This is a genomic window from Nocardia sp. NPDC050412 (assembly GCF_044458825.1).
In the GTDB taxonomy this organism is placed as follows: domain Bacteria; phylum Actinomycetota; class Actinomycetes; order Mycobacteriales; family Mycobacteriaceae; genus Nocardia.
Window position 1 is genome coordinate 178,470 of the sequence record NZ_JBITIJ010000011.1, and the last position, 13,147, is coordinate 191,616.

16 protein-coding genes are annotated in these 13,147 nt (G+C 65.4%); 8 read left to right on the forward strand and 8 right to left on the reverse strand.

What is annotated here, in order from left to right:
* Positions 1-61: 61 nt before the first annotated feature.
* From ACIBI6_RS28785 to ACIBI6_RS28800, 4 genes are all read right to left on the reverse strand, one after another.
* On the reverse strand, positions 62-1,399 hold the full coding sequence (locus ACIBI6_RS28785) for an MFS transporter (RefSeq protein ID WP_396958439.1): 1,338 nt from the start codon (positions 1,397-1,399) through the stop codon (positions 62-64).
* 82 nt (positions 1,400-1,481) lie between these two features.
* Positions 1,482-3,344, reverse strand: a complete 1,863-nt coding sequence (locus ACIBI6_RS28790) for a bifunctional diguanylate cyclase/phosphodiesterase (protein ID WP_364351046.1) — start codon at positions 3,342-3,344, stop codon at positions 1,482-1,484.
* Between the two features lie 114 nt (positions 3,345-3,458).
* Positions 3,459-4,721: a serine--tRNA ligase gene (gene serS, locus ACIBI6_RS28795; RefSeq protein ID WP_364351043.1), complete on the reverse strand. Its 1,263-nt coding sequence runs from the start codon at positions 4,719-4,721 to the stop codon at positions 3,459-3,461.
* An 11-nt stretch (positions 4,722-4,732) separates the two neighbouring features.
* The gene (locus ACIBI6_RS28800) at positions 4,733-4,933 is read right to left on the reverse strand and encodes a hypothetical protein (RefSeq protein WP_396958440.1); all 201 of its coding nucleotides are present in this window, start codon (positions 4,931-4,933) and stop codon (positions 4,733-4,735) included.
* Between the two features lie 30 nt (positions 4,934-4,963).
* Between ACIBI6_RS28800 and ACIBI6_RS28805 the strand changes: the two genes are divergently transcribed.
* The 7 genes from ACIBI6_RS28805 (at position 4,964) to ACIBI6_RS28835 (ending at position 9,502) form a co-directional block, all read left to right on the forward strand.
* A complete protein-coding gene (locus tag ACIBI6_RS28805; protein WP_396958441.1) occupies positions 4,964-5,095 on the forward strand; it encodes a hypothetical protein in 132 nt (43 codons plus the stop codon).
* Between the two features lie 66 nt (positions 5,096-5,161).
* Complete coding sequence (locus ACIBI6_RS28810; protein ID WP_396958442.1) at positions 5,162-5,344, forward strand: hypothetical protein; 183 nt, start codon at positions 5,162-5,164, stop codon at positions 5,342-5,344.
* 201 nt (positions 5,345-5,545) lie between these two features.
* Positions 5,546-6,643, forward strand: coding sequence for a septum formation family protein (locus ACIBI6_RS28815; RefSeq protein WP_396958525.1), 1,098 nt, complete (start codon positions 5,546-5,548; stop codon positions 6,641-6,643).
* On the forward strand, positions 6,643-6,993 hold the full coding sequence (locus tag ACIBI6_RS28820; protein ID WP_364351031.1) for a metallopeptidase family protein: 351 nt from the start codon (positions 6,643-6,645) through the stop codon (positions 6,991-6,993). The genes ACIBI6_RS28815 and ACIBI6_RS28820 overlap by 1 nt, the downstream gene beginning before the upstream one ends.
* Before the next feature lie 167 nt (positions 6,994-7,160).
* Entirely contained in the window at positions 7,161-7,472 is a 312-nt protein-coding gene (locus ACIBI6_RS28825) for a PE family protein (RefSeq protein ID WP_364351028.1), read from the forward strand.
* 51 nt (positions 7,473-7,523) lie between these two features.
* A complete protein-coding gene (locus ACIBI6_RS28830) occupies positions 7,524-8,675 on the forward strand; it encodes a PPE family protein (RefSeq protein WP_396958443.1) in 1,152 nt (383 codons plus the stop codon).
* Positions 8,672-9,502 (forward strand): ESX secretion-associated protein EspG, encoded by an 831-nt coding sequence (locus tag ACIBI6_RS28835; protein ID WP_396958444.1) that lies wholly within the window; start codon positions 8,672-8,674, stop codon positions 9,500-9,502. Before ACIBI6_RS28830 ends, ACIBI6_RS28835 begins: the two co-directional genes overlap by 4 nt.
* Before the next feature lie 28 nt (positions 9,503-9,530).
* Here ACIBI6_RS28835 and ACIBI6_RS28840 read toward each other — a convergent pair whose 3' ends face one another.
* A complete protein-coding gene (locus ACIBI6_RS28840) occupies positions 9,531-10,169 on the reverse strand; it encodes an NAD(P)H-dependent oxidoreductase (RefSeq protein ID WP_396958445.1) in 639 nt (212 codons plus the stop codon).
* A 50-nt stretch (positions 10,170-10,219) separates the two neighbouring features.
* Between ACIBI6_RS28840 and ACIBI6_RS28845 the strand changes: the two genes are divergently transcribed.
* Positions 10,220-10,582: a MerR family transcriptional regulator gene (locus tag ACIBI6_RS28845; RefSeq protein WP_364351014.1), complete on the forward strand. Its 363-nt coding sequence runs from the start codon at positions 10,220-10,222 to the stop codon at positions 10,580-10,582.
* Between the two features lie 38 nt (positions 10,583-10,620).
* On the opposite strand, the gene ACIBI6_RS28850 is transcribed toward ACIBI6_RS28845, so the two are convergent.
* Genes ACIBI6_RS28850 through ACIBI6_RS28860 form a run of 3 tightly spaced genes read right to left on the reverse strand, consistent with a single transcriptional unit; the run spans position 10,621 to position 12,645 of the window.
* Positions 10,621-11,283, reverse strand: coding sequence for a histidine phosphatase family protein (locus ACIBI6_RS28850; RefSeq protein WP_364351011.1), 663 nt, complete (start codon positions 11,281-11,283; stop codon positions 10,621-10,623).
* Complete coding sequence (gene pheA, locus ACIBI6_RS28855; RefSeq protein WP_364351008.1) at positions 11,280-12,194, reverse strand: prephenate dehydratase; 915 nt, start codon at positions 12,192-12,194, stop codon at positions 11,280-11,282. Before pheA ends, ACIBI6_RS28850 begins: the two co-directional genes overlap by 4 nt.
* A gap of 10 nt (positions 12,195-12,204) precedes the next feature.
* Positions 12,205-12,645 carry a hypothetical protein gene (locus ACIBI6_RS28860; RefSeq protein ID WP_396958446.1) on the reverse strand — a complete coding sequence of 147 codons (441 nt, stop codon included), beginning with the start codon at positions 12,643-12,645 and terminating at the stop codon, positions 12,205-12,207.
* Positions 12,646-13,147 lie beyond the last annotated feature (502 nt).

Here is a 13,147-nt window from a genome sequence, read left to right on the forward strand (position 1 = left end):
TGCCAGAATGGAGCGGCGAACCCCTCTCATCGAAGCGACCCACAGCTGACGGCCCATTGCCTCACCGATCGGACGTGCGGCGCGGTAGCGAGGACGGAATCAGCAGGGCAATAGCGAGCATGGAAGCGCCCAGCAACGCGACCGTCGTCGACATCGACAGCCACAACGTGGCGATGGCGGCGAACCCGAAGACCGCCAGTGCGACAACCTCCGCAGCGAGACCCGACACCGAGGTGACCGTCGCCCGCGCCGGACCTTCGATCGCGTCCTGCAACCGAGCCCCCGCCACCACACTGGCGTTGTAGACGATGCCGTAGGAAACACCGATCGCCGTAAATCCCACGCCCGCGAGCACATACACCGCACCCGGCCAGCGGACGGCGAGACCGGCGACCACCGCACCGCCGACGAACAGCACACCACCCAGCCCCACCGCGATCGCCATGACGCGCGCCGACATGGCCTCGGTGCGCCCCGCCAACACCGAACCCACCAGCGAACCGACAACCGTGATCCCGACCAAAACCGGCACCACCGCCGTCTCCACCCCAACCTCCTGAGCGAGCAATGCGAAGTACTCATCGAAGGCCGTAACCCCCGACAGCAGCGCCCCCAATGCCACGACATTACGCACGGCACGCACCCGAATCGCCTCCCCCACACCGGTTCGCAGCATGTTCAGATACGTCGCGAACGGCCGCGACTCCGTCGAGATCGACGCCTGCGCCATCACCGACTCGCCACTCAGGGCGACTGCTCCTCGCGATATCTCGGATGACCCAGCCGAATCCTCGTCTTCCAGATCCTCCACTGCCACCGTCGACACAGCCTTCGGCGCGCTCGGCAAGGACAGACCGACCAGCGTGTGCACCGCCGCGAACGCCACACTGCACCAGCCGAGCAACGGATAGCCGCCCCAGATATACAACGGCGTCGCACCGAGGATGGCGATCACGATCGCGGCTTCCGACGCTGCCCTCGCATAACCGATGATGCGCGGATACGCCCGCTGCTCATTGCGGGCGACGAGTTCGTCGTAGAGCAATGCCTCGAACGTCCCGGACATCAACGCGCCCGAAGTACCCCACAGTACGAAGCCGACCGCGAATCCCAGGTAGGTCGGCAGCAGTGTCCAGCACGCGAAACCGGCGGTCAGCAGCACACCGCTCGTGACGAGCAGCCCACGCCGTGACACCGTATCGGCCCAGGCACCCGATGGCACCTCGAGCAGGAACGCGGTCACCGACCACATTGCCAGCAGAGAAGAGATCTGCCCAGTGCTCAATCCATGATCGGCGAACAGCACCGCGTACAGCGCATACAGCGGAATCAGATCACCGAGGCCCTTGAAGAGCACCGCCCGCACCGTAAGCCCGCGCAGACCGATCCCGCGGGTCAACGACCTATCGAATCAATAGCCGTAGATAAGTAAACGCATACCGTCAGCCTGCCGATCTGTCCCCCAGCGCGTCAAGCGATTTTCAGCCGAGCGGCAGCCACCCGTTGGCGGTATGCAGGTCTCCATCACCGAGTTCCCGATCATTGAGCCCAGGACCGACTCGACCCTGATGCTCGTTCAGATCGGTGATCAGCTCCGAGACCGGATGTGAATCGCTGTAGTGATAGCCCTGGGCCAGCGCGAAACCGAGTTCGGTGAGCACCGCCGCCTGGTATTCGGTCTCCACGCCTTCGGCGATCACCTGCAGGTCCAGTGCACTGCTCAGTGCTGCGATCACACCGAGCAGCGGCGGTGCGGGTGAGTCCGAACGGATCGCGGCGACGAAGGACTGGTCGACCTTGAGGATGTCGCTGGGCAGGGTGGCCAGGCGACTCAGCGACGAATAGCCCGTGCCGAAGTCATCGATCGCGATGCGCACGCCGCGCTCGCGCAGAATATGCAGATTGCCGATGGCCGTTTGGGATTCGGCCGCCAACTCGCTCTCGGTCACCTCGAGCACCAGTTGGTCGGCGGGCCAGCCGGTGCTGGCCAGGATATTGGCGACGCGGTCCGCGTAACCGGTCTCGGCCAGTTCCAGGCCGCTGACATTGACATTCAGCGTCAGATCGAGTTGCGCGAAGGTTTCCTGCAAACGAGCCGCGTCCGCACACGCCCGGCGCAATACCAGCTCGTCCAGATCGGAGATGAGGTCGTATTCCTCGGCAACCCGGATCAGCCCCTCGGTGGTGACATCCGGCTGCGCACTCGACGACCAGCGCAGCAGCGCCTCGACACCGACCGCCTTACCGCCGCCCTCGGTCAGGCTGACGATCGGCTGGTAGTGCACATCGAGCGCGCCACGGTCGATCGCCTCGCGCAACTCGACCGCCAGCGGCAACTGTCGCGACGACTCCAGCACCGTCCGATTGCGCCCCGCCTGCTTGGCCCGGTACAGACCGACATCGGCCCGACTCACCAGCAGCGAACCCGACTCACCCGGCTGCCATGAGGTGACTCCGGCCGAACACCCGGTGGTCACCGATGCCCGCAACTGCTCGGTCAGCAGAATCGCCGCCTGCTCGGTGGTATTCGGCAACAGCAGCGCGAAGGCGTCACCGCCGTAGCGAGCCAGTCGCTGGTCCGGCGCGAGCAATTTCGACCAGGTATCGGCGACCCGCTGCAGCACCGCATCGCCCGCGCGATGGCCGAGGTGATCGTTGATCTTCTGGAAGCGGTCGAGGTCGACGAGCACCAAGGCCAGGCCCTGGCCGGTGCGGGTGGCGGTTTCGATCGCGGCGTTCAACGCACGGTCGAAACCGCGCCGGTTGAGCAGTCCGGTGAGCACATCGATATCGGCCTCGGAGGCCATTCGGGTCAGGATGCCGACTACCACGCCGACTCCGAAGGTCACACCCGCCGGAATCAACCCGGACCACCATGGCAGTGTGGGATGCACCGGCCGCGTCGGCATCACCCACAGGCACATGACCATAGCGAAGGCTATGTGCGCGAATGCCTGTGGCCATGCGAAGAACAATGCGGCATCACAGGCAATGAATACATAGAACGAGGCGAGACTGATCGCGCCGACGGTATTCGGGAACGCGTATACCGCGATCGTCACCAATACCGTCGCTATCGCGACATAACCATGGTGAATCCCATGCGGCAACCGCGGACCCCAGCCGAGCAGGCTGAGTCCGAGCAGCAGCGCCACCGCGGCGGCGGTACCCACCAGTGCTCGGTTGCCCTCGCTGCCCGGGGCAATTCCCGTGATCAGCAGGCCGAGCGCGCCCCCCATTACATAGAAGGCTCCGGTGGTCCGGGACATGACCATCGCCGTCGCCAACGCAGACGCGGCCCGCACCCGGGTTCGGGTATCGCCGCGAGACCCGATTCCTCGCACGGGGAATAGCCTAGACATAGAAATTACCTACAGTTGCCACATCCTGTGAATCCGGCATGGCGAACCCCTAGCTATTTACCTGTAGGCAATGTCGGACGGGCTATTTCGAGGTGTTTATCGCGGCGGTGTCAGCACCTCGGTACCGACGAACGGTACCAGCGCGGCGGGCACCCGGACAGAACCGTCGGCCTGCTGATGGTTTTCCAGAATCGCCACAATCCAGCGGGTAGTCGCGAGCGTACCGTTCAAAGTGGCTGCGATCTGCGGCTTTCCATTCTCGTCGCGATAGCGCACAGCGAGGCGGCGGGCCTGGAAGGTGGTGCAGTTCGAGGTCGAGGTGAGCTCGCGATAGGTCTGCTGGGTTGGCACCCAAGCCTCGCAGTCGAATTTGCGCGCTGCCGAACTGCCCAGATCGCCCGCGGCGACATCGATGATTCGATAAGGCACCTCGACGGCCGCGAGCATGTCCTGCTCCCAGGCGAGCAGGCGCTTGTGTTCGGCCGCGGCCTCCTCGGGCGTGGTGAACACGAACATTTCGACCTTGTCGAATTGGTGCACCCGGATGATGCCGCGGGTGTCCTTGCCGTAGCTGCCCGCCTCGCGCCGGAAACACGACGACCAGCCCGCATAGCGCTTCGGACCGGCGCTCAGGTCCAGGATCTCGTCCGAGTGGTAGCCCGCCAGCGGCACCTCCGACGTGCCGACCAGGTACAGCTCGTCCTCCTCGAGGTGGTAGACCTCGGCACTGTGCTGACCCAGGAATCCGGTACCGGCCATGATCTCCGGACGCACCAGCACCGGCGGAATCATCATGGTGAACCCGTTGGCCACCGCCTGCCGCGCGGCGAGTTGCAAAAGACCCAGCTGCAGCAGCGCACCGTAACCGGTCATGAAGTAGAAACGCGCGCCCGAAACCTTGGCGCCGCGTTCCATATCGAACAACCCGAGTGACTCGCCGAGCTCCACGTGGTCCTTGGGCTCGAAGTCGAATTCCCTTGGTGTACCGATGGTCTCCAGCACGATGTAATCGTCCTCGCCGCCCGCGGGGGCGCCTTCCTGGACCACATTCGAGATGGCCCGGTGCGCGGCGTCCATATCGGCATCGGCGGCGTGCTGGGCGACCTCGGCCTCCTTGACCTTCGCCGACATCTCCTGCGCCTGTTCCAGCAGGACGGACCGTTCCTCCGGCTTCGCCTTGCCGATCAGCTTGCCCATCGCCTTGTGCTCGGCGCGCAGGTTATCGGCGTTGGCCACCGCCGCACGGCGCGCCGCGTCCGCCTCGAGCAGGGCGTCGACGAGGGCGGGGTCTTCGCCGCGGGCGCGTTGCGAGGCGCGGACCGCGTCGGGGTTGTCCCGCAGGAATCGGAGGTCGATCATGGGTGACCAGCCTAATGGTCGCGATATTGCGGTTTCACGCCGATATCCCAGGATGCGGACCGGCGGGCTGGGTCCGCGCGCATAGTTGGCTTGTGGGCACGCCTTTCGACTAAACCGCTATTGATAATGCGGTTGCCGATCTGGTCGCGGGTGAGAAAACGTGGGCGCACACCCCGCTGCGGCGCCGCCGCGAACTTCTCGACGATATCCACACCCGCACCGGCCGCTTCTCCCACGAATGGGTGCGCGCGGCGCGCACCATCAAGGGCCTGGGTCCGGACTCGCCGCTGGTCGGCGAGGAGTGGATGTCGGGTCCGATGACGCTGCTGCAGGCCACCACCGCGCTGTCGGCCACGCTCGCGGCGTTGGAGTAGGGGCGCAGTCCGCTCGACGGGGTCGAACTCGCCGAGGCGCCGGGCCAGCGGGTCGCGGTGCCGATCGTGCCGCTCGATTTCTACGACAGATTGCTGCTCAGCGGTTTTCACGGCGAAGTGTGGCTGCGTCCCGGCATCGACGCCGATACCGCGCGCCGGCGCGCCGGACTCGCCCAACTCGATCCCACCGCGACCGGCGGCGTCGGCGCGGTTCTCGGCGCGGGCAATATCACCTCCAACGCAAGCTGACCGAGTTCTACGCGAGCGCCGATCCGGCGCGCGGTTGCCCGGCCTATTCCTGTCCGCGTTCCGCGGCTGACGCGCCTGGCATGGGTACGACCGGGGCGCTTCGGATCGATCCGTCCAGGTCGTAGCACCAGCGAACAGACGCTGACATGATGGACCGCGATGTCTGCTGATGATGTGACCAAGGACGCGTACGAATCCGACCTGCCCTCGGGCGAGTCGTCGCGCGCGGAATCGTTCCCGCAGTCGGTGATCATCGACCGCGACGCCGTCGCCGACGGCAAGCTGCATCTGTCCGCGCCGAAGTTGCGTTGGGTATTGCTCGCCGCGGCGACGGGCGCCGTAATCATCTCGTTGGTCGGTCTGTTCATCACCGGCTACGACAACGACAAGCGGCTCGAGGCACACAACCCTGGTTCGCCCGGCCAGACCGCCTTGGACAAGGAGTTCGGCACCGCGGCCCGGGGCGACTGCCTCAGCTGGACCAAACAGGACCGTGGCGATCTGGTGAAGGTCGCCTGCTCCAACAAGCACCTGTTCGAGGTCGCGGCCGATGTCGATATGGCCAAATATCCCGGCGTGGAATTCGGTCCGGGCTCCCGCTTTCCGGACTCGTTGCGACTGACCGAACTCAAGGAAGAGCACTGCACCCCCGCCGTCGAGCAGTATCTGAACGGCAAGTTCGATCCGCGCGGTCGCTATGTGGTCGGCCTGATGTACCCCAGTCCGGACGGGTGGAAGCACGGCGACCGAACGCTGCGCTGCGGACTCCAGTTCTCCGGTAGCACCGGTACCCCGCTGCCGACCAGCGGCGCGGCCACCGAACACGATCAGTCGAAGATCTTCGAGCCGGGCACCTGCCTCGGCATCAATCAGAATCTGCCCTCCGATCCGGTGGATTGCGCACAGGCGCACGCCGTCGAGATCGTGTCCACCGTCGACCTCGGCCAGCACTTTTCCGGCGGTCCGCCCACCAAGGACGACCAGGACAAGTTCATGGAGGACGAGTGCGGCCGGGCAACCAACGACTATCTCGGCTCACCTGATGCGGTGCGCAATAAGACGCTGACGGTGTTCTTCGACTACCTCGACGCACGCAGCTGGCTGGCGGGCAGCCACAAATTGGACTGCATGATCGGAAAGGGCACCGACCGTGAGGGTTTCGCGCCGGTCACCGGATCGGCGAAGGGCGACATCCTGATCAACGGCCAGGCTCCGGTGCCGCCGCCGAACTCTGGTCGCTCGACTCCTGCCCCACTACCCGGCGCCGCGCCGCTGCCACCACAGCCACAACCGCGCTGATGGCGGTGACCATGTCCGCGGACCGGTTCGAGGAGCTGGTCGGCGATGCGCTCGATCTCATTCCGCCCGAATTGGCCCGCGCCATCCACAATGTGGTCGTGCTGATCGAACCGCGCAATCCGGAGGATCCACATCTGCTCGGGCTGTATCACGGAATCGCGTTGACCGAGCGAGATAGTCACTACGGCGGCTCGCTACCCGACACCGTAACCGTCTATCGCGAGGCGATTCTCGATATCTGCGGCGATGAGCGCGAGGTCGTCGAGGAGGTCGCAATCACTGTGATCCATGAGATTGCACACTATTTCGGCATTGACGAAGACCGGTTGCATGAGCTGGGATGGGGCTAGTCTTATCCAAGTTGTGTTCGGGCTCGGCTCGACGAGCGCGAAACCAGCACGGATGACCGGAAGAAACTTGGGGATTCGATGGAACCGATCGCGTTGCTGTCGCGTCCTATCACTCGAAGGGGGAATTCTCGTGGTTCCGCCCCACAGCCACTAGAAGGAGTCGAGTCATGGTTGGACATGTACTGATCTCGCCCGAGGCCATTCTCGCCGCGGCGGCCGAACTCGATCTGGTCGCCGAGCGGCTTTCCGCAGCGTCCATGATCACCGCACCGGCGACGCACGTGATCCCGTCCGGCACCGAAGAGGTGTCGCTCGTGGCCGCCAGCCACTTCAACCAGGGCGCGGTGACCCACGATCATTCCGTCGCCCAGGGCATTCTCGAACTGCACCATGCTGCACAGACACTGCGCATGCAGCTGGCGCAGCATATCGCCGGCGATGTCGTGCGCGCCGCTGGAGTCAACGCCATACAGGTCTAGCCGGCACGGCTGTCCTCAACCACCATTCAGACATTCAGGGGAGTTATCAGCATGGTTGCAGGAGTCACCGGGGTCGTGTGGATCGCCCGGCCATCCGAAATCAATTCCGCCACCCTTCACGCGGGCGCACACGCGATCCCGATTTCAGCCGCCGCTACCGCGTGGGGCGCGCTCACCGCCGCCTGGGTCGATGCGACGACCACCGTTGCCCGCGTCATGGCCGAGCTCGGCGTCGGCATGCAGGGCATCAACGGTATCGCCGCGCTCGGCAAGCTGACCGGCTTCCTCGGCTGGTCCGAACAGCAGGGTGTGCAGGCAGCGGCGATGGGCGGCAAGGCAGCGGCGAACGTCATCGCTTACGGCGTTGCCGCGCTCGCTATGCCGAGCCCGCCCGAAATCGCGGCCGTCAATGCCGCGCTGGTCGCTTCGACGAACCCGGCCGGCGCCGTCAGCGGCGCCATGGAGGCCGCCGAGGTCGCCAGGCACGCCATGGATATCCGCGCGGCGTTGGTGATGGACACCTACGAGGCTGCGACCTCGGCGATGGTGGCCACACCCGCCGACTTCTTGATGCCGCCGCCGATCGCCGCGGGCGCGGGCCAGGCCAACCCGAGCGGGACCGCCGATGCCGCGTTCGAAGCCCCCACCGACCCGATCTCGGCGGCGGTGGCCGCCGTGCAGGCGTTCGTATCGAACCCGGGTGTGGCCAGTGCCGCCACGCAGGCCGCGCAGGCAGTCGGATCGGTAGTCAGCACCGGTGTGTCAACGGTCGGCAGTGTGGCGAGCAATGCGGTCGCCGCCGCGACTACGAGCACGCCGATGGCGACCATGGCACCGATGGCGATGGGTGGCACGATCGCCGCGGCGGGCACTGCGGCCGCGACCCGTGCGGTCTCGTTCTCCGGCACCTCGGTCGGTGCGGGCAGCGCCCAGCTCAAACTGCCGGAAGGCTGGGGTACGGGCAGCGTGATCGGCGGTAACACCGCGACAGCGGCACCTCAGACGGTCGCATCTATCGAAGCCGCACCGGCCCGGTCGATCAGCAACAGCGGCGCCGGCAACCCGCTGATGGGGAACCAGGCCCGTGACGGCGAGGACGAGTCCGAGCACGACAGCAAGGTCGACCTGCGGGCCGATCACTTCACCGATGGCCGCTTCGCCGCCGACGGGGTGATCGGCGCCAACGCCGGGACGGTTGGGTGACCGTCCTCGGTTCTATCGGTGGCCCGTCCGCACTCGAGGCGGTTGTGCTGTCACCCGACGAGATCCAGTTTCTCCGCGAGAAGCTGGATCTCGATGACCTTCCGGTTGTGCTGAACGCGTACGCCCGCTTCGATAGTGTGCCCGCGCATCAGGCGGCAATGGCCGCCGCGGCCGCGTCGCTCGAACAACGGGACCTGCTGATCGACGGCGGGATTCAGCCCGACTTGGAGGACCGACTTCGGGTGCTGAACCGGCCGCACTGGATCATCACCATGCGGCTGATCGTCGACGGGTACGTGAGTCGTTTCTGTCTGGCGAAGGGCGACGATCTTTCGGTCGTGGCCCTTCGCGGGCAGGACTCGTATGTGATCGATGAAGTGGGAATCGACCTGGCGGGCACCGTAATAGCGGCGCTCGGCACGGCCCCGCCACTCGAGCTCTACGGGATGAACGCACCGACCGAGGAACTTGCGACGATCTTCGAGGATGTCGGCGATGCCACTGCCACCGCGCAACGACTCGCGAAGGTCGGCAATCCCGCGCAGGACGCGCAAACCATCGCCTCGGCCGTCGTCGAAATCCATTCGCACGCGCAGATCACGGCCGTGCTGTACGGGGACGGCACCCGTGACATCGTCGAGAACCACATCGCCGTATTCAACACTCGCAACGGGCGATTCATCTCGACGGCGAGCGTGGCCGACGACGGCACCAAGTGGTCGTCGCTGGCCAGCGGCACTCCCGCCCGACTGCGCGCCGCCGTGGAGGATCTGATCCATTCGTTGCCGGAGCGCGAAGAGTTTCCGAGGAATCCAAGGTTGGCCTGAGGGCGCATCCGCCGGGAAGAAATGCCCGCTATGCCGCTTCCTGATCTCGAGCCGATTGCGCGCGCTGCGCCAGATCGGCGCCGATCCGGTATGCCTGGTCGAGCAACTGTTCGTGAACCCGCGGTTCGTCGGTCTCGGTGCCGTAGAGAAACTTGATGGATGACTCGGCTATCCCACAGTAGCCGGCAATGCCGTGCACCATCTGGGTCATCATCGCCTCCTTGTATCGGCGCCGGTCGTAAGTGCCTTCATCGAGACCGGCAACTGCGATGAAATGCAAAGCTCTTACGGCACTCTGACCGCTTTCCGAGCTGGTCTCGTAGGCCCAGCCTCTGGCGAATACGCGGTCTATCCATCCTTTGGCCAAGGCAGGCATCGACCACCAGTGCACCGGGAAGAGGAGAGCGATTGCATCGGCCGAGTCGAGCAATTCCTGCTCACGCCTGACATCGGCGGGAACCTCGCCCCGCAGCCGGTGCACCGCCAGATCCTGCTTGCCGAAGATGGGATCGAATCCCGACTTTGTCAGATCATGTGTTGTGGCAGTGGTGTTTCCATCCGCCTGGATGCCTTGTTCAACTTCTCTGGCAATAGCCCAGGTAGCGGAGTCGTGATCCGGGTGCGCAACCACTAGTACGACGTTCGGCCGACCGTCTTCGTTCGTCATATGGCCAAGCTAAAGTATGACACTAACGTCAATGTCAAGGAGTTTGCCGGGTGCGGATCAGCGATCTGAGTCGTATCACCGGCGCGAGCCCTCGGATGCTCCGTCATTACGAGGCCGCCGGTGTCCTCTCGCCTCGGCGGGATCCCAACGGCTATCGGCATTACCGCCCCGAGGATGTCAAGATCGTGAAGGATATTCGCTGCTTGCTGGCATCGGGACTATCGCTGACCGAGTCCTACACGATGTTGCACATTGCGTGCACCGCCCCGTCCAGTGCATCCGAGGACGATCGCGATGCCGTGCTGCAGCAAATCGATGAGCGCACACGCCAATTGGACACCGCCATCGAACGACTCGTCGCCGAGAAGGCCAATCTGCTCGAGCTCCGCTCGGATATCGAGGCGGGCGGATAACACGAAGGCGAGCGGGGAGCATTGTGCCCCAAGGGGATTCAGCCCATGGGATCGTCGGCGGTGGGGGAAACCTCGTAGGCGAAGGGTGGAGTGAAGCGGCCCCAGCGGATGCATTCCCAGCCGCCGACGGGACGGGGGACGAGTTCGATGGTTTCGGTGTTGTCGAGATGGTTATTGGTGGTGAAGGGCGGTGCCACGCCGCTGAGGTTGCGGGAAACCAGGCGCATGGCGGCGCCGTGGCTGACCACCAGGATGTCGCCGTCGCCGCCATTGGCCAGGTATTTGGTGCGCAGGTCCTCGACGACCGGTAGGAAGCGGGCCAGGACGTCGTATCCGGATTCGCCGCCCGGTGGGCGTTCGGCGAGATCGCCTTCGTGCCAGGCTCGGTAGATCCGCTGGAAATACGAATGAGCTGCCTCGGTATTGAGGCCCTCCAGTTCGCCGACCTGCACTTCGTGGATGTCATCGAGCACCTCGACCGGTACGCCGGTCGCCGCCTCGATGTAGCCGGCGGTCTGTCTGGCGCGCAGCGCGGCCGAGCAGAACAGTGCCTTCGGCGGTCTCAGCAGACTCGAGCCGAATGTCTTCGCTTGGGCCGCACCGCGTTCGGTGAGCGGAAGGCCTGGGACACGGGTGTCCAAGATTTTGGCTACGTTGCCTTCGGTCTCGCCGTGGCGAACGAGTATCAGTCTGCCGGTCATAGGTCGGCCACCCCCTTACGCAATTGGGTCAGCCACTCGGCGGCCGGTTCATCCGAGGGCGGTGGGGTTCCAGTCGCCGAGGTCGCGGGCCAGGAACCGAGGAAACGGATCCGCGCCGTGCGGTGCAATGCCTTGAGTGCCTCGGCGACCGCGGTGTCGTCGATATGGCCGACGCAGTCGAGGTAGAAGCGGTAGGTGCCCATACCTGTTCGAGTCGGCCGGGATTCGATTCTGGTGAGATCGATACCGCGGGTGGCGAATTCGGCGAACGCGCGCATGAGTGAGCCCGGTTTGTTGAGCAGCTCGAGCACGATCGAGGTGCGATCCGCCCCGGTTGCGGGCGGCGCGACTCGGGGGCGGGTCACCAGCACGAAGCGGGTGATCGCCTGGTCGTGGTCGGCGACACCCGAAGCCAGTGCCGTCAAACCGAGGCGTTCACCGGCCAGCGCGGTGGAGACCGCGGCGTCGGCGCGACCCGCTGCGACATCCTCGGCGGCAGCCGCATTCGACGCCGAGGTGTACATCTCGACATCCGGCAGCGTGTGCGATACCCACAGCCGCACCTGCGCCCCGGCGACGGGATAGGCGGCCAGGGTGCGAACATCCGCGAACTCCGTCCCCGGCCTGGCCAGAATCGCGAAGCTCACCTCGAGTTCGGTTTCGGCGATAATCTGCAGCCGCGGTCCGATGGCCAGCGAATCAAGGGTCGCCGAAATGGAGCCCTCGACCGAACTCTCGATCGGCACGACGGCACCCTCGACATCACCGGATCGGATCAGGTCCAGCGCCGCACCTTGACTGGGCGCGGCAATCCGCTCGACCGGTCCGTCGAAAGCTTGCGAGGACTCGAGTTCGGCGAGGGCCATCTCGGTAAAGGTTCCGGACGGCCCGAAGTACGCGATTCGCGGCACGGTTACGAGATTACTTGCGTGCGCTGAGGATGCTCAGAGTTCCAGCTAGATCGTCGGGCGCATCGGTTTCGATCGCCAGCAACACGCTGCGCGCCGCCTCAACGGCGGGCGGCTTCAACGAGGTCAGGAAGGTGATATCGGGCTGGGCCAGCGCCGCTCGAATATCCTCACCGCACAGCGCCGCAACCGTTCCCGCGACGATAGCCAGCGCCCGCTTCCCATCGGAGGTCCGCGCAATGAACCCGCCATCCGAGTGCGCGATCTCGACCAGGAATTCGGCGACCTCCCCATCGGTCACATCCGCGTCGAGAATCCGAATATCCGCCGCCGCGGTCCCCACCGCCCGCACCAGCCCGTCATCCAAACTCCGCCGAGCCGCCGACGGCGCCACCAACGAAAGCAACACCGGCTCCCCCGCCACCCCGTGCGCCGCCTGCACTCCATCCGCCATGCACCCACCGTAGCCACGCCCACCGACGCACCTGGGGCCACCTGCGCACATCCAGCTGCTCGCACCCGGCCGCCCCTCGACATGTATCGACCTTGCTCGCGCGGGTGGAGTCGCCGTGTGCGGCCCTTCGTCCAGCAGGCCGAAGGTTCTTCTCGTGGAGGGCGATCTCGGACGGCCGGGCGATAGTGAGTTCGGCGCTCACGGTCCAGCCCGGCTGACCGACGCCGACGGAAACGTCACTGCGAATACCGGGGCGTCCGGCTACGGGCTGCCCCATCGAATCGGAGTTGAACCGATGAGGCACCGCGACCGTCGACCATCCCATACGCCAGGCCGCCGCTGAACCTCCCGCGGCCGATCGCGAGTTTGCAGAACAGCTGAACCGGGTGCCGTCTTAGCGAAATGACGTCGTCAGCTGAACGCGGACGTGCGGTCAACGCGCTCTCTTCTGCCCGCTCGCGAAGGACTCCCGCAAGGGCTGGGACGCACACCGTCGGTGCGG